Source organism: Bacillus sp. BML-BC051 (assembly GCF_019656175.1).
Lineage (GTDB): Bacteria > Bacillota > Bacilli > Bacillales > Bacillaceae_G > Bacillus_A > Bacillus_A mobilis.
In genome coordinates, this window is record NZ_BPLI01000073.1 from 21,061 (window position 1) to 44,153 (window position 23,093).

The window sequence follows — 23,093 nt, forward strand, 5'->3', positions numbered from 1 at the left end:
GGAGTAGCTACTGGAGCAGCTATTGGAGCAGGTCTTGCCGGTGGATTACTTGTAATTACATGATCACAGCAGTAAAAAAATAAAAAATTCAAATAAGGAGGCGAAAAAGTATGAAGAAATTATTCTTTAAAGAAATTGAATTAGAGGAATTAAATTCACATGGTACGGACTTCTGGACTGGAGTGGGCATTGGAGCAGGTGTTGTGGGTGCAGGAGCTACAGTAGCTGGAGTAATACTTACATGATTAATATCCATAATCAGTATATATATATTATAATCCCTGCATTAATAGTGTTAGGATTGGTTGCTATTATTAATAGTACTAATTTATACATTAATATTCTTTTAGGAACGTTAATGACTATAGGCTCTGGGATTTTAGTAAGTAATGTACTACAGAAACGTAATAATTAAATTAAATAGATTGTAAGATAAAAAACTTCAGAGGTATCAACTAGAAAAATCAGGGGGACAAACTTATGATTGGAATTTCTTGTGTAATTGAGGAGCAAGGTTTATTTAAAAATGCATTAGAAAGTAACTCAAAAGAGTTACTTTCTAATGCATCTATCGATATACATTTTGATAAATTTGATTTTGATAATAACACATTTATTGATTTTGTTGACTATCTAGATTTTCAAGAGTATCAAAAATATATATTTATCGTCAGTGGTAGCTTGGAAAGAATATATAAGTTAGTGGGATTTTTAGAAAAGGAAGTAGAAGGAACTGAATTTTATATAGTAAATGATAATTTAGAAATGAAACATGGTAATTTAGAGTTGCTAGATGTATTACAGCCTTTAAAAGGAAAATTCCAAATAGATCAAGAAAAGATGAAGATGACTCATTTACTATATTTAAGAAATGGGTTAATGTCATTGTTCTCAGGGGTATACCCGCATACTATAAATAAAAATTTATTAAAACATCTATACATGGATAATAGCAAAAATATTAAAAGTATTAACGCGGAAGTTTACTATAATATGGCAATTAACAGCTCGGTTTTTATAGATCAATCAAGTGAGGAAGTTGAATTTGAAGCGGATTCCTTGAAACAAGTACCTAATATTATTCTTTTTAACAATACATTAACAAATTTTCAAAAAGAGGATTTAATTTCTGTAGATAAAGATGAGTTCGATACCTTAATAAGCAAGTTTAAACAAACGAGTGTAGTCGAGAATATGCAAAGTAAAAAAGCAATTTTTGATTATGCAAGTTTGACAGAAACTATTACAAATAATAGATTATTTTTCTTTTCGGATGGAATTTTCAATGATTATATGAAAGAGAATCTAGTTTCAAGAAATATTAATTTAAGTTATTTTGATATTTTGTCAAAATATCAGACGAATAATGGAGAACAAGATAAGTATGATTCTGTAATTAAGAGTATATTTCCATTGATATTCAATCTATCATCATCATTTAAGGGGGATGAAACCACCTTTATTACACCATATACAAAGAATACATTGGATCCATTAATAGATACAATTGTTGAATTTAAGCTAATTGGTATTAAAAACAATAAAGGTTCTTTTGTTTATAATATCCAGACAAATAAAATTTTTGAAACAAACGCAACGTTCCTTGAAATTTTAGAAGCGGATCAAAAAAATAATCATAATTTTCTAAAGGAACGTTTTAATGAACAATATGATGAGATTTTGAATGAATATAAGGGATTGGTGGAAAATGCATAGTAAGTATATATTTGGTCCCTTTTTGAAGAAAATACAGAAGGGGAACGTGGAAATTTCAGATAACATTTATTCAGATTCACATTTTGCTGAATTTTATAACCTTTCGGTAGGTGATAAATTTGAAATAAATGATTTAGATTTTTATAGAGAAAAAATAACTAAACGGGATGTAGTACTGGAAATAGGATCTGGTAACGGAAGGGTATTTAATGTTTTATCTAGAGAAGGTTTCAATATTTATGGTGTTGAACCACAATTGGAAATGATAAAATATATAGACCCTAAATATAGAGAGAAAATTTTTACTATTGGCATTGAGGATCTAGAAACTATTAATAAAAATAATTTCACAAAAATTATTATACCAGCTACAACTGTATCTTTATTTTCAGAAGAACAGTTTAAAAGCTTTTTAATAAAGGCTAAAGGTATTTTGGATAATCATGGGGAGATAATATTTGATTTTCTTAATCATAATTATATCAAAGATAATTATGGAGAAGTTTTGAATTATAAAACAGATGATAGTATGTTTTTTATAAGTAATTCCATTATAGATAATAAGTATGTTTTGAATATTTACATGGAGGGAAATGGTGTGAAAAAGGTAGGGTATTCAGTAAAGTTTTTACATACCATGGAATTCTTTAAGGAAGTTTCCCGAGAACTAAATTATAAATTAAAGTTATTATACAATGGGAAAATGTTGTATTTTTTGGAGCTGAAAAATAATGAAAAATAATACTTATGTTGTTCCAATGGGAAGTATTACTCAAACCACCTTTTATAATATCGAACTTGAGGAAGCTAAAGATAGTTATTTATTTGATACTAATGGAAAAAAATATTTAGACTTAAGAAGTGGTCTATGGAATGTCTCATTAGGATATAATAAAGAGTTATATCAAAGAGTATCATCTCAATTTGATTCGTATTTACAAAAATCATTGCCTTTTTTAGATATCCATGCTTACAACCATCATATTTACAGTGATTATAGTGATGCTTTGTTAAATTTTATTAATGAAAAAGATTTTGTATATAATAAAGTCTTTTTTACTAATAGTGGTTCGGAAGGAACAGAATTGGTTACAAAAATTGTAAGGCATTTAAACATGAATGACAAAAAAATAGTTACTTATGATAAAAGTTATCATGGAACATTTTTTGCGGGTATATCAGCTAGTGGATTAGATGATCAGATTACTGAAGAATACAAACCTAAATTAGAAGGGTTTTGGAGTATTAAAACACCTGAAAATCAGGATGATGAAGAAAATGTGCTGAATTTTATAGAAGAAAATCATCAAAATATATCAGCCTTTTTATTTGAGCCCATTATTGGTTCAGGTGGGGTTTTTATTTTTAATAAAAAATTTATTATCGAATTATATAGAACATTAAAAAAATTCGATATATTACTGGTTTTCGATGAGGTTGCAACAGGTTTTTATAGAACAGGTAATCGTTTTTTCTTTAAAGAATTAGGAGTGCATCCTGATATTTTAATTTTAAGTAAATCTATAAACAATGGAATTCTTCCTTTTGGGGCAGTAATAATTTCAAAAGAAATAGAAGACGCGCTCAAAAATAAACATATAGAGCACTTCTCTACTCAAAATGGTAATTTGCTAGGAGTTTTATCAGCGAAAATGACATTAGACTATATTCTAGAAAATGAACAATTCATTATTAGTAATGTACAAGAAATAGATAATATTGTATCAAATACTCTAAGTAAGCAAAATATCACTTATACGGGTATTGGAGGAATGTTTTCTATCCCTATAAATGATCAAATCAAAACTATAGAATTAGTTAACAAGTTAAAAGAGTTAGGTATCTTAGTATATCATTATATGAATAACGAAGATGATAATGGTATTACATTATTTCCTACGCTTTTAATAAATACTAATGTATTGTCAAAAGCTATGAAAATAATTGCAAAGAGGGTATTAGTTTGAAAGAGGTACATAATTTAAATGTTTGCAATGTAAACCTTGAATACTACATAGAAGATTATGTTTATATATATAACCCTAAAAATGAAAGAATGTTACAAGCAGATCAGAATACATTAGAGTATCTTAAAAGTTATAATATCGAAACAAGTGAAAAAGTTGAAGGGTTAGAAAGATTTTTATTTGGTAATAAAAAATATAACCTTTTAAATTTCAAGTTACTAACTTTAAGTGTAAGCACAAAGAGGTTTGAGACATTATATAAAATAGAAAACATTAAATTTTTTAAATACTTATTCCTATGTTTACTTATAATTTTTGGAACGACTTTTCCTTTTGTTATTAAGGAGGCTTATTCATTTTACAATAGCAACTCAATGAACTTTAATGTGTATTATTTATTGTATATATACATAGCTCAGCTATTTATAATTTCGTTTCATGAATTTTCTCATTATTATACCTATAGAAAGTATATAAATTCTAATAATATGCGTTTTGGAATAATAATTAGATATTTCTTTTTATTGTTATTTTTCACAAATGTTAACTATATGAGAACGCTTGAAAGAAAACAGAAAATATCTATAATGTTATCAGGTATTGTTGGCCAAATGCTTTTAGGAAGCTTATTAGCCATAGTGTATTTCCTTTCAAAATCCGATGTAATATTATATGTATATTTAATAAATTGTATAATTATTTTTATTAATATGATGCCGTTTTTAAAATTAGATGGTTATTGGGTTATAAATCTAATTATAGGTTCAGAAGATTATATGAAAAACTTCAAAAAATTTATATTAAATAGACAAAAGATAAAGTCTTCTGAGTTACTGTTAGGGCTAGTAAATTTTATTCTCATAACAGCAGTTATTTCGAGTGGTGTATATTGGGTATTCGATATTGTAAGGAGAGGAATAAATTGAGTGGTAATATACTGATACTAGGTGCTAATGGATTTATCGGTAAAGATTTACAATTAGAAATTGAAGATACAAAAAATATATACTGTATCGATAAAACTTATAAAGAAAAAAGAATGAAAGATACTAATAAATTCTATTTTAAATTAGATGTTAATCAAGAAGAAGATATTAGATTTTTATCCAATTACTTAGAAGAGAATAATATAACTATAGATTGTATTATCAACTTGATAGGGCTTAATACTTTATCTAATTTTTATAATGTGACAAATGCAGAGTGGGATAAAACATTTGATTTAAATATCAAGTGTTTTGTTTTTTTACTCAAATCCTTATACAGTTCATTTTCACAACGTGTCTCAATAATTAGTGTAGCCTCACAAAATGGTATAGTGGCACATGAGGATAGAATTGCATATGGGGCATCGAAAGCGGCTCTAATTCACTTAACTAAAAATTTAAGTATTGATTTTTTGAAGGATAAAAAGAGAGATATTAAAGTTAATTGTGTGTCACCTTCCTATATTATAAACGATAGTAACGAAAATTTATTGAAATCTTTTGAAGGGGATAAGTTATTAAAAAAGATACCGTATAGAAAATTTGTTGAAATTTCCGATGTTACAAATGTCATTTTATTTTTAATGTCTGATAAGAGCGATGCAATTAGGGGACAAAATATTGTGGTTGACTATGGATATACAATTGTATAAAAAAATCATTTTGGGGATTAAGGGTGTGGATAATGACTTTAATAATTAAAGATTTAACAAAGAAATTTGATGATCATGTCGCGGTAAATAATTTGAATATCGAGATACCGAAGGGTGAAATATTTGGATTCCTGGGTGGGAATGGAGCTGGTAAAACTACTACATTTCGAATGATACTTGGACTATTATCAAAATCAAGCGGATCTATTTCATGGAATGGTAAACCTATAAATTATGATGTTACTGATAAGATTGGCTATTTACCAGAAGAACGTGGTCTTTATGCGAAAATGACTGTCAAAGAACAAGTTAACTTTTTTGCAAAACTAAAGAACATGAAAAGTAAAGATGCAGAAAAGGAGCTTCTATATTGGCTGGAGCGTTTTAATATATCAGAGTATTTGAACAAAAAAGTAGGAGAACTTTCAAAAGGTAATCAACAGAAAATCCAGTTAATAACAGCGATTATACATAAGCCTGAACTTTTGATTTTAGATGAGCCATTTAGCGGTTTAGATCCAGTAAATGTTGAAATGTTAAAAGAAGCTGTTCTTGATATGCAAAAACAAGGTTCGTCAATTCTTTTTAGTTCGCATCGTATGGAACATGTGGAAGAGTTATGCCAACACATTTGTATCATGCATAAAGGAGTACCTGTTGTTCAGGGTGACATTGCTAAAATTAAAAGTGATTTTGGTAAAAAGAATGTTGTAATCGTTGGCGATCATGACTTTGACCATTTGAAAGAAATAAAAGGTGTAGAAAGTATTAAGAAACGTAAGAATGCGGTTACTCTTAAAATTTCGTATGAAGAAGTTTCACATGTTTTATTTAAAGAAATAACGAAGTTAGGGTATGTTAAAAAGTTTGCAGTAGAAGAGCCTACACTAAATGATATCTTTATTGCGAAAGTAGGTGCACAATATGAGTAGTTTCTGGACAATTTTTTTACAAAACTATAAATCTAAGGTGAAATCAAAATCATTTATTGCTATTACAATAATAATTTCTATGTTAATTATAGGATTGATGAATGTTGACAAGATTTATGACTTTTTTGTGGGGAATGGGGAAGAAAACGTTGTTGTTGTTACAGAAAAAGAAGAATTATATACAACAATTCATCAAGTATTTAAAAATGTCGATAGTAAATTACATGTAAAGCACAGTACGGATAAACAAAAGGCAGAATCGGGCGTTAAAAACGGTGAATATACATATGCAATAGTTATAGAGGAATTGGATAATAAACAGCTGAATGCTACGTATATAGCTGAGACAGATGTAAATCAGGAAGATGTTACAAAGGTTCAAACTATTTTATCTCAAATACAATCTTCAAATTTCGCTCAGCAATTGAATCTTTCGCAAAGCGATTTAAAGGTACTAACTACGCCAGTAGAAATACAGACCAAAACAGTTTCAGATAAGATTAAAGATGGAGAACATAAAGAAAGTGTAGCAATTTTAATTAATGTATTTATTTTCCTTAATTATTTAATGATACTAATGTATGCTGCACAACTAGCTACAGATGTTGCAACTGAGAAATCTTCGCGTGTAATGGAGTTAGTTGTTTCAAGTATATCGCCTACAAAACATTTATTTGCAAAGCTCTTTTCAACATTATTAGCTGGGATTACTCAAATAATAATTTGGGGCTTTGTCGCAACTGTAGGCTATAAAACAGCAATTAATGGATCGAAGAATGATATTTTAAATGGAATTGATTTATATTCATTCGCTCCTACCTTAGTGGTGTATGGGATTATATTCTTCACTTTAGGATTTTTATTATATGGCTCATTATCTTGTCTATTCGGCTCCATTATTAGCCGTATAGAGGAAGCTTCTCAAGCTGTTATGCCGCTGACAATCATGTTACTTGCTGCTTTGTATATCGCACTTTATGGGGTTTCAAATCCAAGCAGCTCTTTTATTACCATTACTAGTTATATACCATTCTTCACTCCTATTGTTATGCTCGTACGAATTGGATTCTTGAATATCCCAGTATGGGAAATTGCTCTTGCATTAGTTATTCTATTAGCAACAATATTTATAATGATAGGTTTAACGAGCCGTGTTTACCGCGGGGGGGTACTATTATATGGTAAAGGTGCATTCAGTAATATAAAAAAAGCAATCAAGTTAGGAAAGTAATTGTAGTCCCATATGGTGTATTGAGAATTGTTAGCTAGGTAGTCAACTTGATTAATTCATCTGAATACTCATTTTCATTTTCAGATTCTTTTAGCTTGGCAGATCTGTCTATTTTGGGTGAGCACACTTTTAGTTCTGAAATTAAAGCGATACGGTTAAAATCATTAATGTTTAACCTCGTACTAGAAGAATTTTTGAAGAGTGTATCTAATACTTTTATTACATTAAATAAATAAGAGGCACATAATTTAAAGATAAATTATGTGCTTCTTTTTATGTACAATTATAAAAGTATTAGATACCACAGTTAAATTAAGGATGAAAGGTGTTTTAGGATTAATGTGCAATTATATTTTATAGAGATAAATCTATGTCTGTTGCTACAATAATTTCATTTACATCTTTTCTAAGTAGCTGACTTTTTACAGCATTAAATTGTTTCCCAGTTTGTTTAATAACCGTTAATTTCAAACGCTCAGGTAGCATAGGTAAATCTTCTAAATTCCATTGTTTATATTTCACATCATAGCTTTCTGGATCTGCTAACGTAACAAGGTGACCTAAAGCCCAAGTTACAATATATTTACTACCTTCAAGATAGCCGTTCCCTTTTTTATCACATTTCAGTACACGTGCGATATCACGTGCAACAGAAGGTTTTTCAGCAATTACAATACTTTTTGCCATATTTAAAAACATCCTTTCAAATTTCCATACGTTAAATATAGCATACATCTTTGTTCTATTCAGTCTTGCTGACGGTTTGAGTTATTTGTGATGAAATATAAGTGTGAGAGTTTTACCTATATAAAGGGGAAGAATGGTTGAACCAGAAGAGTTATGATCTCTATCATTCTATAAAAGGAAAGAACTTGTTATTTTATTAGAATAAGAGTAGACTTTGAAGTAGAAGAATACTAAACACATGGGAGTTTGTGGATGCAAACTGAGAGTATGACTAATCCGTCATTGACCATTTGAACCTGTTGGATAATGCCAGCGTAGGGAGAGTGTAAAAGCACATGTTCAGGCACTTTGCGTACGCGCAAAGTGCCTTTTTGTGTATCTCCCATCACTATAGTTAGGAGATGAGAAGGATGAATATGAAAGAAATTAGTAAAGTAGTGGATTTGGTGAGAGAGTCTAATCCGCTCGTTCATAATATTACAAATGTTGTTGTAACAAATTTTACAGCTAACGGTTTGTTAGCGCTAGGAGCATCGCCTGTCATGGCGTATGCAAAAGAAGAAGTAGCAGAAATGGCTAGCATTGCTGGAGCGTTAGTATTAAATATGGGAACACTTCGTCCTGACGAGGTAGAAGCGATGTTACTTGCTGGTAAGTCGGCTAATACGAATGATGTACCGGTACTGTTTGATCCAGTTGGTGCAGGAGCAACATCGTATCGAACAGAAGTTGCGAGACATATTCCGGCTGAAATCGAGTTAGGGATTATCCGTGGAAATGCAGCTGAAATAGCGAACGTTATTAATGAGAGATGGGAAATTAAAGGGGTAGACGCTGGTGCTGGAAATGGTAATGTCGTAAGTATTGCAAAGCAGGCAGCGGATGAATTGAATACAGTTGCGGTAATTACTGGAGAAGAGGATGTTGTTACAGATGGGCAGCGAACTATTGTTATTCAAAATGGCCATCCTATTTTAACGAAAGTTACGGGTACTGGTTGTTTACTAACTTCTGTAATAGGAGCATTTGTAGCGGTAGAAAAAGATTATGTAAAGGCAGCGGTAGCGGCATTAACGTTTTATGGCGTAGCTGCAGAACTGGCAGCTGCTAAGACAGTGGAAAAGGGACCTGGTAGTTTCCAAATTGAATTTTTAAATCAGTTAGCGAATACGACTTCGGGTGATATAGAGAAGTATGGGAAGATTGAGGTTATATAGTAAGGAGGGAAAATAAATGTCGCGTATTTCAAAGGCAGAAATGTCTAGGTTATTATCAGTATATTTTATTATGGGAAGTAACAATTGTACGAAGGATCCACTGCAAGTATTGAGAGATGCACTTGAAGGTGGTATAACAATTTTTCAATTTCGTGAAAAGGGGGAAGACGCTTTAACGGGAGAGAAACGCATTTATTTCGCAAAAGAACTACAAGCAATTTGTAAGGAGTACGGTGTCCCATTCATCGTAAATGATGATGTGGAATTAGCTCTCGAGTTAGATGCAGATGGCGTGCATGTTGGACAAGATGATGAAGGGATTACCTCTGTTCGTGAAAAAATGGGAGATAAAATTGTTGGTGTATCTACACATACAATTGAAGAAGCAAACTGGGCAATTGAAAACGGAGCTGATTATTTAGGTGTTGGCCCTATTTTCCCAACGAGTACGAAAAAAGATACGAAAGCAGTTCAAGGAACGAAAGGTTTAGCTCATTTTAGAGAACAAGGAATTACAATACCGATCGTTGGGATTGGTGGTATTACAATTGAAAATACAGCTTCAGTTATAGAAGCAGGTGCGGACGGTGTTTCCATTATTTCTGCGATTAGTTTAGCGGAATCTGCTTATGAAAGTACGAAGAAGCTAGTAGAGGAAGTAAGTAAGAGTTTGTAGAAGAAGGCTATGTAGTATTAAAACGCTACATAGCTTTTTATTTTTTGATATCGGTAGTTAGAAAAAGGGGGAGGATTGTTTGAAAAGGAAACAGTTTGTAGAGTTGCAAAATGAGTTGTTTCATTTATTCGAAAAAAGGGAATTCGAAGCGATTTATAGATGCATAGATAAAGCAAAAAGGGAGTTTCCTGAAAGAATAGAAAAAACTAGTTTTTGGGAAGCGTGTGCACTTTCGGCAGAAGGTAAGTATGAGGAAGTAATTGTTAGTTTAAACGAAGCTTTAGAAAAGGGGATTTGGTGGAATCCACATACACTTATGCAGGATGAAGATTTAAAGGGATTACGAGAGAATGCAGCTTTTAAAATAATAGTGAAAAAGTGTGAAGAAATCTTTAAGAAACAGCAGCTAACAGCCGAACCGAAATTATTTACTTATGGAAATAAAGAGGCGAAGATAGGGTTATTTTCTTTACATTGGAGAGGATCAAATATAAATGATTTTGCACCATATTGGTGTGGGGAAGAAGTACTACGGGAGTATATATTAGGTTTTTCTCAGTCCTCACAAATATACGGAATGAATTCTTATAGCTGGGATAATCATGATATAGCTATAAAAGATATTATGAAAACTTTTAATGATTTTATAGATAAATATGACTTGGAAGACACCATTCTTGCGGGAGCTTCTCAAGGGGGAAATATAGCGATAGAGTTAGCGTTAAAGAATATGCTAGCGACTCAAAAATTTGTTGCAGTTATACCTGCTATTCGAGATGTTAAGGCAATTGAAAGTATAGTTGCATCAAATGATATAACGAATGTAGAAGGATATATTGTTACGGGAGACAAAGATCTATTTTACGAAAACACACTTCAATTAATATCAATGTTCGAGGAATATAATGTGAACTGTAAATTAATTGTGAGAGAAGGTTTAGGTCATCTTTTCCCAGAGGACTTTAAACAAATATTAAAAAACATAATGGAAGAATGGACAGTTAAAAATATTTAAACAAACGTTTGATTAAAAAAGCACAAACCCTTTAAGATTGTAGGTTTGTGCTTTTTCTTTAAAACATAATTGAAATTAAGAGCATTCCAATTCCGATAGAAGTGAATGTTGCGATTAGGCCTGGAATCATAAAGCTATGATTTAAAACATATTTACCAATGCCAGTTGTACCAGTGCGATCAAAGTTAATGGCAGCAACGATTGTTCCATAGTTTGGAATGAAGAAATATCCATTTACTGCAGGGAACATAGCGATTAGTAGTGCTGGTGGAATACCGAGTGATAATCCAAGAGGCATTAAAGCACGTACTGTTGCGGCTTGGCTATATAGTAAAATAGATAGAATGAATAATGCGATGGCAAATAGCCATGGTGCACTTGTTACTAGGTGCTGAATTGATCCTTGAATCATATTTAAGTTTCCGTTAAAGAAAGTATCTCCCATCCAAGCGATACCGAAAATAGCAACAACTGCTGTTGCCCCCGCTTTAAAGACGTTACCAGATACGATGCTTTCTACATTTGGTTTGCAGAAAATAATAATAAGAGCTGCGATAGTTAACATAACCATTTCAATTGTGTTTGGCATGGAAAGACGAGCTAACTTTCCGTCGACCATCCATCCTGGACGAAGTGCTTCAAAGGAACCGAGAAGTACGACAAGGAAAGTTCCTACCAAGAAAAGGATAACGGATAGTTTAGCGCCTTTTAAACCAACAAATTCTTTTTTCTCTTCAATTTTAGGAATCATTCCTTCTTTTAAACGTTTCAAGTATTCAGGGTCTTCATTTAATTCTTTCCCCATTTTGCTAGCAACAAATGCAGCTACCATACAAGCGATGAAGGTAGAAGGGATACTTACTTTTAAAATATCTAATAAGGTGATTTTATAGTCAGCTAGCATTGCTAAAAGTGCAACTGTTGCAGCTGATATAGGGCTAGCTGTAATTGCTTGTTGGGAAGCGATTACGGCAATTGACATTGGTCGTTCTGGTCTAATCCCAGATTCGCGAGAGACTTCTGCGATAACAGGAAGTACAGAATAAGCAACGTGACCAGTTCCTGCGCACAGTGTAAATAAATAAGTAACAATTGGAGCAAAGAATGTGATGCGCTTTGGGTTTTTTCGCAATGCTTTTTCAGCCAGATGAACAAGGTAGTCCATTCCTCCAGCGGCTTGCAGTGCACCGGCAGCTGTAATTACTGCTAAAATCATAAGCATTACATCAATAGGAGGAGCTGTAGGTTGTAAGTGGAAGACGAAAACAAGTATTGCCATACCAACGCCACCCATTACTCCTAGACCAACTCCGCCTAGGCGTGCGCCAATAAAAATGCAGAGTAGTAACGTAAGAAATTGTAGCCAAAACATGATAAACTACCTCCGAAATTCATTAGTTAAGATATATTTGAATAATTTAATTTGATTGAAAAATTAAAATAAATACTCAAAATAATCCTTGTGTTATATACATTTTTTATTATATAACACAAGAAATGTAACATTCACGAACTTTGTTAAATTATTTCGAAAAAATAATACATTGAAACTTTACATTTGCATCTTTAAATAGGTAGACATTTTAATTTTTATGTTGTAATCTTTGATAGAGAATAATTTAATTCTCATAGAACTCCCATATCGTTCAACTCGTTCAGCGAGAAAGGCAAACTGATGGAAACATTAGGACGCAAAACTACAGGAGCTAAGGCCGAAAGGCTATGCTAGCCAGTTACCGGACGGATAGGGTTGGTCTTGACCAATGCTCTTTTCATTGGTCTTTTTTTTATTTGTAAACAAATGAGAACTTTTATCATTTATTAATAAGGTTTATATTTTAATAGTTTTACTTTAAATTAAGTTAATTAAGAAAGGTGATGTTAATGAAAAAATATTGGCATAAGCTATCATTTCTTCAAAAAAATGTATTGTTAACTGTGTTAGTTATTTTGACGCTTGTTGGTACTATGGGAGCGTTAAGTTTTAACATGTTTCAAAATAGTATGATGTCTATATTTGAAAGGCATTCTTTTGAAACGGGAGATACGGTATTACATAAATTAGATGCAGAAATATTGAGAGATGTTGCAAAAGACCCAGCGGCAGAAAGAGAAAAGAGAGAGAAGTTAACAGAGAAATTAGATGAATCAACGGAAGAACTGAATAGTGTTGGACAAACGTATATTGTTGGAGCGAAAAAAAATGAAAAAGGTGAGCTACAAATCATCGATTTGTCTACAGGTTTAGCAAATGTTGTTGAAGTAAGGCCGGGAGAATATTATAAACAACCAGATCTTTGGATGGAAGCATATGATAAAGTAATGAGCACAAAAAAAGCAAACATGACAGTAGTATATGAAGACGCATTAGGATCATGGGTAACGATATTAGAGCCAATTAAAGATGGAGAAGGAAACATTGTGGCACTTGTTGCAGCTGATGTAGATGCTTCTATTGTTCCTATGACAAAAGAAAAGTTCATTATACAAGGTTTAATGTTTATTTGTATTTCTGTTTTAATTGCAACGGTTATTCAATTCCTAATCGTACGTAACGCACTTGCTCCATTGCGAGATTTACGTGAAGGATTACGTAAAGTCGGTGAAGGTGATTTAAGTATTAAATTAGAGGAAAGACCAGATGATATTGGTATTATTAATGCGTATTTTAATAATACCATCGAAAAGTTTAAAGGAATTATAGATAAAGTGAAGCAGACAGCAGAACAGGTCTCCTCATCTTCACAAGAATTGTCAGTGAGTACGAAAGAAAATAGCATGGCAGTCCAAGGAATCGTAAGTTCTATAGTTGAGTTAAGGGCTGGCGTTCAACTACAAGAAACTGCAGTACCAAAGTATTTAGACATTATATATGAAATGGAAGATAGGATGGAAGAGATAACGAATACTGCAAAACAAATGGCGAAAGAGTCTGAAGGTACAAAGCATCATTCAGTAAAAGGAAATGGTATTATTGAACAGACGATTAATCAAATGAACATAATACAAAATGCAGTACAAGATTTATCTTCTATTATTTATTCTTTGGAAACAAGATCAAAAGAAATTAGTGATATTGTAACAGTAATTACCGGTATTTCAAATCAAACGAATTCGCTAGCTCTAAATGCTTTTATTAAATCTTCACGTGTTGAGGAAACTGGTGAGGGATTTGTCGTTGTTGCGGATGAAGTGCGTAAATTAGCAGAGCAGACCGAAGCATCAGCAAAAGATATAGCAAAATTAATAGGGGAAACACGAGCTGGTACGGAAGAAGCTGTTGTTTCAATGAAAAATGCTTTAAAAGAAGTAGAATCGGGTATGAAACTTGTTGAAAGTAGTGGTGCTTTCTTTGGTGGGATTTCAAAATCAGCACAATCTGTTACAAATCAGGTTAGAGTTGTTTCTGCCAATTCAAGTGATATATTGCAAAATAGCCAAAATATTGTTCGGGTTGTAAATGAATTATCACTTATCGCAAATACGTATGCGAATAGTAGTAGTAATGTTGAAGAAAGTATGAAAGAACAGGAAATGTCTGTACAAGATATTGCGGAATTAGCTAGTTCTTTAAGCTGGCTTTCGCAGGAGTTACAAGAGTTAATAGGAGAATTCAAAAGTTAAATGAAATGATTATACGCGCTTTTGTTTGTTCAATAAAATAAATCATGCTACAATGAAAACGAATTAAGGACCGGGGAGCCAATTGGCTGAGAGGATGTAAACAAACATCGACCCTCAACCTGATCTGGATAATGCCAGCGTAGGGAGTTACTTAAAGTGATGTAGCATATGTTATTCTATAATAACTTGCATACAAGGCTTTCCTACGCAGTAGGAAAGCCTTTTCTTGTTTTAATATTTCATTTTATAAGGGGGATTTTACTATGTCACAACAAGTTACAATTTCATTTTCAGTAGTACCACAAGCGAAGAACAAAGATGTGTATTCTGTTGTTGATAAAGCAATTGAGGTTGTACAACAATCGGGAGTTCGTTATGAAGTAGGGGCAATGGAAACAACGCTGGAAGGAGAATTAGATGTACTTCTTGATGTCATTAAACGTGCGCAACAAGCTTGTGTGGATGCTGGAGCAGAGGAAGTGATTACTTCTATTAAAATCCATTATCGTCCAAGCACTGGTGTAACGATAGATGAAAAGGTTTGGAAGTACCGTGATGAATATGCAAAACCAGAAGCAATCTAAAATAATTACAACTATTTGGCTTATTCTTCTCATTGCGATATGGGAAGGATCTGTTTCATTATTTAAAATTGAACCGTGGATTTTACCGAAGCCTTCTGCCATTGTTCAAGAATTAATTGGAATGAAAGATTTATTATTACCGAATACGATGCAAACGTTACAAGAGGTTCTAATCGGACTGTTTTTTGCGATTTTAATTGGGACAAGTATTGCAATTATTATGGATGTTATCCCTTTATTTCGTATTTTAATAAATCCGTTGCTTGTTATTTCGCAAACGATTCCAATCGTTGTACTTGCACCGTTATTTATTATTTGGTTTGGATATGGAATGCTACCGAAAGTAATGGTAGTCATACTCGTTTGTTTCTTCCCGATTGCGCTTAGCATTTTAGAAGGTTTTCAAACGGTAGATAAAAATATGTTGAAGTTGTTGCAAACGATGAAGGCAACGAAATGGCAAGTTTACCAGAAAGTAAAGTTTCCAGCAGTACTTCCATACTTTTTCTCAGGTTTAAAAATTGCAGTTACATATAGCGTAATGGGAGCGATTATTGGGGAATGGCTCGGTGCCAGTGAAGGATTAGGAGTTATGCTTACGAGGGCTACGAAATCCTTTTTAACAGCCCGAGTATTTGGTGTTGCAGCAATTATTGTTATGGTGACATTATGCTTGTATTTTATCGTAGAGTTTATGGCAAGAATAACAGCACCATGGATATATAGAAAGGACGGCAGAAAATGAAAAAAGGTTTAAAAGTTATGTTGGCTGCCTTATTAGCAGTAGGTGTGGTTGGGTGTAATCCGGCGAAGAAAGAAGAAAGTGCAAGTAAAGATCAAAAAGTAAAAGTAGTATTAGATTGGTTTCCAAATACGAATCATACTGGCTTATATGTAGCGCAAGCGAAAGATTATTATAAAAAGCAAGGCTTAGATGTAGAAATTATTCAGCCTGGTGATAATGTGACAGCGGAGCAAATGATAGCTTCAGGAAAAGCTGACTTCGCAATAAGCGCACAAGAAAATGTAACGTTGGCTCGTGTAGAAGGTATTCCTGTTGTATCTGTCGGGGCGATTATTCAGCATAACACTTCAGCTTTTGCATCGCTTAAGAAAGATAACATGACTTCACCGAAAGATTTTGAAGGTAAACGTTACGGAGGCTGGGGAGGACCAGCAGAAGAAGCAACGTTAAAGACAATTATGGAGAAACATCAAGCTGATTTTAATAAAGTTGAAAAAATCATCTTAGGACAAACCGATTTCTTTAAATCAATCGGCCGTGATGCAGACTTTGAATGGATTTATTACGGATGGGATGGAATTGAAGCGAAGCGCCAAGGAAAAGAGTTAAATACGATTATGGTGAAAGACCTAGACCCAGCGCTTGATTTCTATAGTCCTGTTATTATTACGAGTGAAAAACATACGAAGCAAGATAAAGACTTTGTGAAAAAGTTTATGAGTGCAACGACAGAAGGGTATAATTTTACAATTAAAGAACCGAAAGAAGCTGCTGATATTTTAATTAAAGCTGTTCCAGATGTAAATAAAGACTTAGTACAAGAAAGTCAAAAGTGGTTAAGCACGAAGTATCAAGATGATGCAAAAGCATGGGGAGTACAGAAGGAAGAAGTTTGGACGAATTACATGAATTTCTTATATGATAACAAAGTTATTAAGAAGAAAATTGATGTGAAAGATGCCTTTACAAATGAGTTCCTTCCAAGTGAAAAATGAGTGGATTACAAATAAACGAGGTTGTAAAAGCTTTTGATGGAAAGAATGTATTAGCAAATATTAGTGCTTCTATACGAGAGGGAGAGTTCGTTTCTTTTGTAGGCCCAAGTGGTTGCGGGAAAAGCACATTATTAAATATGATTGCAAATGTTGAAAATCCAACAAGTGGGAATGTAACGTATAACGATAAGCAAATGCAAGAGCAAGATGTTGTAAGTTATATGCCGCAACAGGATTTATTACTGCCGTGGCGATCAGCTTTGCAAAATATAGTTCTTCCATTGGAAATCGAAGGGAAGCCGAAAAAACAAAGGCTAACAGAGGGAATGGAAGCATTAAAGCAGTTTGAACTAGATGAATATGCAGATCATTATCCAGATGAATTGTCTGGTGGTATGCGTCAAAGAATTAGTTTTCTGCGCACATATTTATGTGAAAAGCCAATTATGCTACTTGATGAGCCTTTTGGAAAATTAGATGCCTTTACAAAAATGGAAGTACATAGCTGGCTTTTAAACTCTTGGCACCAAGAGAAGCAAACAATCGTTATGGTCACACATGACTTGGATGAGGCAATCTTGCTTTCGGATCGCGTATTTATTTTATCTCAAAGACCAGCCTCAATAGTTGGTGAGGTACAAGTGAAATTACCTAGGCCGAGAACGATGGATATGTTAACATCACTTGAGTTAAAGAAGGATAAGGAAGAAATTCTGAGAGTATTAGCCCCGTATATGAAAAAATAGAAAAAGCCTTTTAACAGTTTTTGGTATAATTACTGTTAAGAGGCTTTTTTATATAGGGGGGAGAAAGATGAAATCTATAGAGCAAATAGTTGACTCGTTAACAGCTGATAATCTTGAAGAAGGAAAGTCCTTATTAAAAAATCATATTTTATTAATGAAGTACGGTATGGAACATCCTGAATTAAAAGAAGAAGAAATGACAGAAGTTTTAAAGTGGGTTCAAGGCCGGGATCAATTGAGAAAAGATGTTCCAGAATTACGTGATTTACATTTAGTTAAAAAGTTTCAAGCGCTATTAGATGAATTTATTCATTCTATAATTTCAAATGGTTATGTGGAAGATGCGGTAGAAATTCTAGAGAGCGTATTAAAAAGTATGGGAGCAGTCGCTCATATTGTAAAAATTATGTTTGTTGGCAAAAGGAAAGTTAATAGAAATTCTTTAGAAATGGTAGAAGAGTTAAAACGAGAGTGCTACAACTTAATGGAACAGCGTGCTGCTGTCGGGTTGCATGCTCAAATCTTTCACGTTTTAGGTTTTGTTCATTCCATTCAGTTTGATTTAGAAGAAAGGTCGCAGGAACATGGACGAACTGTAATAGGCCTTTTAACGGATTTTAAGACGAAGGAATTGAAATCTGTACAACAATTTCAAAACGAAGAACATATTCCAGAAGTGAAAAATATGGTTAGTAAAGAGTATGGGATAGAACTACAAAGAAGAATTTATATGTGGAAATCGTTAACGCTCATCTTTACAAGTCCATATGCATTAGAAAAGATGTGTAAAGAAATTTACGTAGAAAATGAAAAAATGGAGAAGGAACAAAAGAAAAAATAGAGAATAGAATATAACAGAGTAGTTTATACTCTTAATATAACAAATGTTAAAGGAGTGAAAGGATAAAATGACTTTATCAACTGTTCTTCAAATGGTTTTAGCTTGATGCGGGAGAAGTCTGCCCATTTTTAACGATTAAGCTAAATTGAAGACAGCAGGTAAAGAACCTTAATCCTTTTTTACGATAATATGTAATGGGTAAGGTGTATTCACCTTACCCATTTTTTATATATACAATTAAATAAGGCTTTATACTGTTGCTCTCTCTATTTAGCTTATGAACTATAAGTAGAGGAGAGAAAAAAATGAGTATATTAACAGTAGAAAATTTAAGTCATTCGTATGGTGAGAAACCCATTTTATATAATGCGTGTTTTCGACTATTAAAGGGCGAGCATGTTGGGTTAGTTGGGAAAAATGGAATTGGAAAATCAACATTGTTAAGGATTTTAACAGGAGAACTTATACATGATGACGGAAACATTGAATGGTTTCCACATGTGAAGATAGGTTTTTTACAGCAGCATATGGATTTACAAGAGGGAATAACAATTGAGGGATACTTACAAAGTGCATTTTCTAATTTGTATGCGATTGAGTGTGAAATGTTAAAAATTGCTGAAGAAATGAATGGAGCAGGAGAAATAGAAAAACTGTTAGTAAAGTATGGAGAATTACAAACTATATTGGAAAGTTCTAATTTCTATCAAATTCATACAGAAATTGAAGAAGTAGCAATCGGCTTAGGCTTACTTGAAATAGGCTTGAAAAAGGATGTTTCACAGTTAAGTGGAGGACAGCGAACAAAGTTATTACTTGGGAAGCTCCTTTTAGAAAAAGCTGATGTTTTATTGCTAGATGAGCCAACAAACTATTTAGATACAGCCCATATAGAATGGTTGCAATCGTATTTGAGACAGTATGAAAAAGCTTATGTGATCATTTCACATGACGAAGTATTTTTGAACAGTATTACGAATGTTATTTATCATCTAGAAGAACGGAAAGTGAAGCGGTACGTAGGAAATTATGAAAAATTTGTGCAAAGTTATCAATTGCAAAGGAAACAATTACAATCGGCGCGTGCGAAACAACAAAAAGAAATTGCTCAGTTAGAAACATTTATTCAAAAAAATAAAATTCGAAAAGCGAAACAGGCCAAAAGTCGAGAGAAAGTATTGGAGAAAATGCAAAGGATTGAAAAGGTTAGTCATGTACCTCGATCCCGTTTTGATTTCAATGTTTATGAGGAGCCAGTTAGTCGCGTATTACAGGCTGAAAAACTAAGGATAGGATATAGTTCTCCGTTATTTCCAGAATTGAATTTGCAAGTCAAAAAAGGAGAAAAGATAGCGATTGTTGGTCATAATGGAATTGGAAAAACGACAATGTTAAAAACGTTATTAGGTCAAATAAAGCCGCTAAGCGGTTCAATTTCTGTTGGAGAACGAGTAAATCCTGCTTATTTTGCGCAGGAAGAGTTTGCTTCAGAAACAACACCATTAGAAAAAGTTTGGGCAGAACGACCAGATATGACAAAGAAAGAAGTACGCCAAGCATTAGCAAAGTGTGGATTGAAAGAAGAACATGTATTAAAACCTATTCGTTTATTAAGCGGCGGGGAACAAACGAAAGTACGTTTATGTGAACTTATCGTAACAAAAAGCAATGTTTTAATTTTAGATGAACCGACTAATCATTTGGATATAGAAACAAAGAAGTCTTTGCAGGAAGCGTTACAACAATATACAGGAACGGTTTTACTGGTCTCACATGAGCCTTCTTTCTATGAAGCGTGGATCACAAAAGTATGGAATATAGAAGAATGGAACGCTGAACAATATGAATAAAGAAAAGGCATTAGCTTATATAAGCTAATGCCTTTTCTTTGTGATTAACATGATTTTCGAGAACTCTTACATGAGAATTGTATGAAGAAGCACTCTTATGGTGCGCTTATAAGCGTGCTTTTTCTTATGTTATGTTTATATTTAGATGCCTTTCCCTAACAGGCGACTATCTTTCTTTGTATATATAGATAGTTTGAAATGGAATAAAAATAATTCCTATATGTAAAGGATAATGTGATTAGTATAGGAAGACAATAGAACTTAAAGGAAATTCATGTAAAATTCAGATGAACTTCACATGAACTTCATATTAGAAACTAAATATGATTATAATAGATTATTGTAATATTGATTTGTGATTTTTCATAAAATTAAAAGTTTGAATTTAGGATAGAGCACTCAAACCTAAATTCAAACTTTAGTGAAATAATTAATGGAGGTTACGTTTAGTTTCCGTTAATGGATGCATTTAAGAGTTCAGTAGGATTCCCTGTTCCTGCTCCTCCGATTGTAACAGACCCACCAGGAAGAATTTCACCATTCCATCCTGCATTCGTAATTACGTAATGATTATTTATTTTACTACTAATTTTAGAATCCCAAACTTGTGTTAAATTGCCGTTATAATCAAATTCTAATTTCCAGTTTTTAATAGGAGTCGTTCCGCTATTTTTAATTACAATCGAGAAGTTGTAACCACTCCCCCAATTGGAAGTGACTGAAAAGGTAGCATTGCCATTTCCACCAGGAGGTGTTGTGCTAGCGTCATCTGTTTTTACAAGAATGGAAGTAGGCTGTGATTTATTCCCCGCAGCATCCTTTGCTAATATTGAAAACGTATATTCTGTATTAGGTTTTAAGTTTTTAATTGTAATACTATTTGTTGTTGTACTCCATTTTTCTTCTCCGGCAGTAATTTCATATTCAGTAACGCCTACGTTATCAGTAGATGCAGTCCAGTTTAATTGAACTGAGTTTGAATTTTTATTTGTAACAGCAATATTTTTTATGTTTGTTGGGGGCTCAGTATCTTTTTGAGCAATAGGTCCACCAAGTAATTCTTTTACTAACGTATCAAGTAATTTTGGTCCACTACAACTATATTTTGGACTTGTACGGCAATCCCCGCTTAGTTCCCAAAACATTGCGCCACTTAAACCCTTTGTCTTTATATAGTCTGTTTTATATTTCATAGATTCGTTGTCATCATAGCTAATAAACGTTCCTGTAGTCGCATTATATAAATAAGGTACTTTCGCTACATCGTTCCATCCGCGAACAAAACCATTTTTATTCACATAATTAGCTGCTAAATCACCGTAATCGTACACACCTGTGTCACCGGTAGAATAATCATCCCAAGTACCTTTAGAAGCTAGCTTTCCGTCACTACCTGGTTTACAAGGTTGGTATTGCCCATTATTTTCTTTTCCGCAACTTTTCCATCCACGTCCGTAAAAAGGTACACCTAATACGAGTTTATCCGCTGGAACCCCTTCATTTGTATAAATGTCTATCGCACCATCTACGTAAAATTTCGTATCCGCTGCTGGGTCATTTGGATCTTTGTATAGTGCTGCATTATGGTTAGAAGTAGCTTCCCATCCACCATGGAAATCATATGTCATAATATTAATCCAATCCAGTATTTGAGAGATCTTCTTTAGCTCTGTATGATCCGCATAACGTTGGCTTGCACCTGACGCGATTGTTAGTAAATATTGTTTTCCATCTTCTGCAGTAGCTTTCGTTAATGCATTTCGAACATCTTGAAGGAGTAGGGTGAAGTTTTGCTTATCTTCAGGACGATAACTACCGCCAGGAATCGTTTCAACGCCCGGGTATTCCCAATCTAAATCAACGCCGTCAAATCCATATTCGCGAAGAAAAGCTACTGTAGATTCAGCGAACACTTTTCTTGTTTTTTCATCAGCGGCCATATCAGAAAAGCGGTTAGACCAAGTCCAGCCACCAACGGAAATAATTGTTTTTAGGTGAGGATACTTAGCTTTTAATCGTTTCAGTTCTCCGAAATTTCCACAGCGGGCGTATTTATCACAATCTTCCCAAGTTGTACCTGATCCCGGATAAGATTTTGTGACATCAGCCCACGGTTCACCAAGTACAAGAGTACCATTAGGAACCTCTTTATTTTGCAGTGGTACACCAGATTCTTTACAGTTCCACGTTTGTTTATTTGGATTATCGGGGTGAGTAGAAGGGTTTCCATGTTTTCCATTCCAGCAAATATCAGCGAAAGCATAGTTTAAATGAGTTAGCTTTGATGCATCAATGTCTCCAACTTGATAATTACGTCCATAAATGCCCCACGAAGGAAAATACCCAACAATTTTTTGACCTTGCTTTGGTGAATCTGCTAATGCGAAATTTGGAGTAATAAAGTTTGTGAGAAAAAGAGGTAAGAAGAGTAGTAGGGATAGTAATAGCAGCGTGAATTTTTTTGATTTCATAGTCATTTCTCCTTTCAAAATAAAAGATGTATTTAAAGGCATGCGCCAATAAACCAAAATGAATCTAGACGTATGAAATGTCTAGATAAAGTGAAACTTTAATCAGTGTGAGGGCTTCATCCCCCACTGATTATCATCCCTCACCAATCGGACTTTA

At 33.2% G+C, this 23,093-nt stretch carries 20 protein-coding genes, 1 pseudogene and 3 riboswitches; of the genes and pseudogenes, 18 read left to right on the forward strand and 3 right to left on the reverse strand.

Going from position 1 to position 23,093, the window contains the following annotated elements:
- The first annotated feature begins 110 nt into the window (after positions 1-110).
- From K5S59_RS30315 to K5S59_RS24430, 8 genes are all read left to right on the forward strand, one after another.
- Complete coding sequence (locus tag K5S59_RS30315; RefSeq protein ID WP_257145089.1) at positions 111-245, forward strand: hypothetical protein; 135 nt, start codon at positions 111-113, stop codon at positions 243-245.
- 235 nt (positions 246-480) lie between these two features.
- Complete coding sequence (locus K5S59_RS24400; protein WP_120449417.1) at positions 481-1,716, forward strand: hypothetical protein; 1,236 nt, start codon at positions 481-483, stop codon at positions 1,714-1,716.
- A gap of 46 nt (positions 1,717-1,762) precedes the next feature.
- Positions 1,763-2,458: a methyltransferase domain-containing protein gene (locus K5S59_RS24405; RefSeq protein WP_235608005.1), complete on the forward strand. Its 696-nt coding sequence runs from the start codon at positions 1,763-1,765 to the stop codon at positions 2,456-2,458.
- Complete coding sequence (locus K5S59_RS24410; protein WP_120449419.1) at positions 2,448-3,683, forward strand: aminotransferase class III-fold pyridoxal phosphate-dependent enzyme; 1,236 nt, start codon at positions 2,448-2,450, stop codon at positions 3,681-3,683. The genes K5S59_RS24405 and K5S59_RS24410 overlap by 11 nt, the downstream gene beginning before the upstream one ends.
- Positions 3,680-4,609, forward strand: a complete 930-nt coding sequence (locus K5S59_RS24415; protein WP_063262185.1) for a M50 family metallopeptidase — start codon at positions 3,680-3,682, stop codon at positions 4,607-4,609. The genes K5S59_RS24410 and K5S59_RS24415 overlap by 4 nt, the downstream gene beginning before the upstream one ends.
- Complete coding sequence (locus K5S59_RS24420; RefSeq protein WP_063262184.1) at positions 4,606-5,322, forward strand: SDR family oxidoreductase; 717 nt, start codon at positions 4,606-4,608, stop codon at positions 5,320-5,322. Before K5S59_RS24415 ends, K5S59_RS24420 begins: the two co-directional genes overlap by 4 nt.
- Positions 5,323-5,354: 32 nt before the next feature.
- The gene (locus K5S59_RS24425; RefSeq protein WP_063262183.1) at positions 5,355-6,254 is read left to right on the forward strand and encodes an ABC transporter ATP-binding protein; all 900 of its coding nucleotides are present in this window, start codon (positions 5,355-5,357) and stop codon (positions 6,252-6,254) included.
- Positions 6,247-7,485, forward strand: a complete 1,239-nt coding sequence (locus K5S59_RS24430; RefSeq protein WP_120449422.1) for an ABC transporter permease — start codon at positions 6,247-6,249, stop codon at positions 7,483-7,485. Before K5S59_RS24425 ends, K5S59_RS24430 begins: the two co-directional genes overlap by 8 nt.
- A gap of 372 nt (positions 7,486-7,857) precedes the next feature.
- On the opposite strand, the pseudogene K5S59_RS24435 reads toward K5S59_RS24430, so the two are convergent.
- Positions 7,858-8,172, reverse strand: a pseudogene (locus K5S59_RS24435) (toprim domain-containing protein); the annotation flags it as partial.
- 228 nt (positions 8,173-8,400) lie between these two features.
- A riboswitch (TPP riboswitch) is annotated at positions 8,401-8,510 on the forward strand.
- 72 nt (positions 8,511-8,582) lie between these two features.
- Between K5S59_RS24435 and thiM the strand changes: the two are divergent.
- The 3 genes from thiM to K5S59_RS24450 all read left to right on the forward strand — a co-directional run bounded on the left by thiM (position 8,583) and on the right by K5S59_RS24450 (position 11,080).
- Positions 8,583-9,389 (forward strand): hydroxyethylthiazole kinase, encoded by an 807-nt coding sequence (gene thiM, locus K5S59_RS24440; protein ID WP_001056089.1) that lies wholly within the window; start codon positions 8,583-8,585, stop codon positions 9,387-9,389.
- A gap of 16 nt (positions 9,390-9,405) precedes the next feature.
- Entirely contained in the window at positions 9,406-10,065 is a 660-nt protein-coding gene (gene thiE, locus K5S59_RS24445; protein WP_000086987.1) for a thiamine phosphate synthase, read from the forward strand.
- Positions 10,066-10,144: 79 nt separating this feature from the next.
- On the forward strand, positions 10,145-11,080 hold the full coding sequence (locus K5S59_RS24450) for an alpha/beta hydrolase (RefSeq protein WP_120449424.1): 936 nt from the start codon (positions 10,145-10,147) through the stop codon (positions 11,078-11,080).
- 58 nt (positions 11,081-11,138) lie between these two features.
- Here K5S59_RS24450 and K5S59_RS24455 read toward each other — a convergent pair whose 3' ends face one another.
- Positions 11,139-12,452: an anaerobic C4-dicarboxylate transporter family protein gene (locus K5S59_RS24455; protein ID WP_000498711.1), complete on the reverse strand. Its 1,314-nt coding sequence runs from the start codon at positions 12,450-12,452 to the stop codon at positions 11,139-11,141.
- 284 nt (positions 12,453-12,736) lie between these two features.
- A riboswitch (cyclic di-GMP riboswitch) is annotated at positions 12,737-12,821 on the forward strand.
- A gap of 143 nt (positions 12,822-12,964) precedes the next feature.
- Between K5S59_RS24455 and K5S59_RS24460 the strand changes: the two genes are divergently transcribed.
- The 7 genes from K5S59_RS24460 to K5S59_RS24490 all read left to right on the forward strand — a co-directional run bounded on the left by K5S59_RS24460 (position 12,965) and on the right by K5S59_RS24490 (position 20,465).
- Positions 12,965-14,704: a methyl-accepting chemotaxis protein gene (locus K5S59_RS24460; RefSeq protein WP_000761089.1), complete on the forward strand. Its 1,740-nt coding sequence runs from the start codon at positions 12,965-12,967 to the stop codon at positions 14,702-14,704.
- A 61-nt stretch (positions 14,705-14,765) separates the two neighbouring features.
- Positions 14,766-14,867, forward strand: a riboswitch (TPP riboswitch).
- A gap of 100 nt (positions 14,868-14,967) precedes the next feature.
- On the forward strand, positions 14,968-15,288 hold the full coding sequence (locus K5S59_RS24465; RefSeq protein ID WP_000082898.1) for an MTH1187 family thiamine-binding protein: 321 nt from the start codon (positions 14,968-14,970) through the stop codon (positions 15,286-15,288).
- Positions 15,260-16,033, forward strand: a complete 774-nt coding sequence (locus K5S59_RS24470) for an ABC transporter permease (protein WP_001057159.1) — start codon at positions 15,260-15,262, stop codon at positions 16,031-16,033. Before K5S59_RS24465 ends, K5S59_RS24470 begins: the two co-directional genes overlap by 29 nt.
- Positions 16,030-17,028: an ABC transporter substrate-binding protein gene (locus K5S59_RS24475; protein ID WP_000715564.1), complete on the forward strand. Its 999-nt coding sequence runs from the start codon at positions 16,030-16,032 to the stop codon at positions 17,026-17,028. Before K5S59_RS24470 ends, K5S59_RS24475 begins: the two co-directional genes overlap by 4 nt.
- The gene (locus K5S59_RS24480; protein WP_000016093.1) at positions 17,025-17,774 is read left to right on the forward strand and encodes an ABC transporter ATP-binding protein; all 750 of its coding nucleotides are present in this window, start codon (positions 17,025-17,027) and stop codon (positions 17,772-17,774) included. The genes K5S59_RS24475 and K5S59_RS24480 overlap by 4 nt, the downstream gene beginning before the upstream one ends.
- Positions 17,775-17,841: 67 nt before the next feature.
- Positions 17,842-18,615: a hypothetical protein gene (locus K5S59_RS24485; protein ID WP_000835396.1), complete on the forward strand. Its 774-nt coding sequence runs from the start codon at positions 17,842-17,844 to the stop codon at positions 18,613-18,615.
- Between the two features lie 305 nt (positions 18,616-18,920).
- On the forward strand, positions 18,921-20,465 hold the full coding sequence (locus tag K5S59_RS24490) for an ABC-F family ATP-binding cassette domain-containing protein (protein ID WP_000025934.1): 1,545 nt from the start codon (positions 18,921-18,923) through the stop codon (positions 20,463-20,465).
- A 446-nt stretch (positions 20,466-20,911) separates the two neighbouring features.
- Here K5S59_RS24490 and K5S59_RS24495 read toward each other — a convergent pair whose 3' ends face one another.
- Positions 20,912-22,936 carry a glycosyl hydrolase family 18 protein gene (locus K5S59_RS24495; protein WP_000837161.1) on the reverse strand — a complete coding sequence of 675 codons (2,025 nt, stop codon included), beginning with the start codon at positions 22,934-22,936 and terminating at the stop codon, positions 20,912-20,914.
- Between the last annotated feature and the right edge of the window lie 157 nt (positions 22,937-23,093).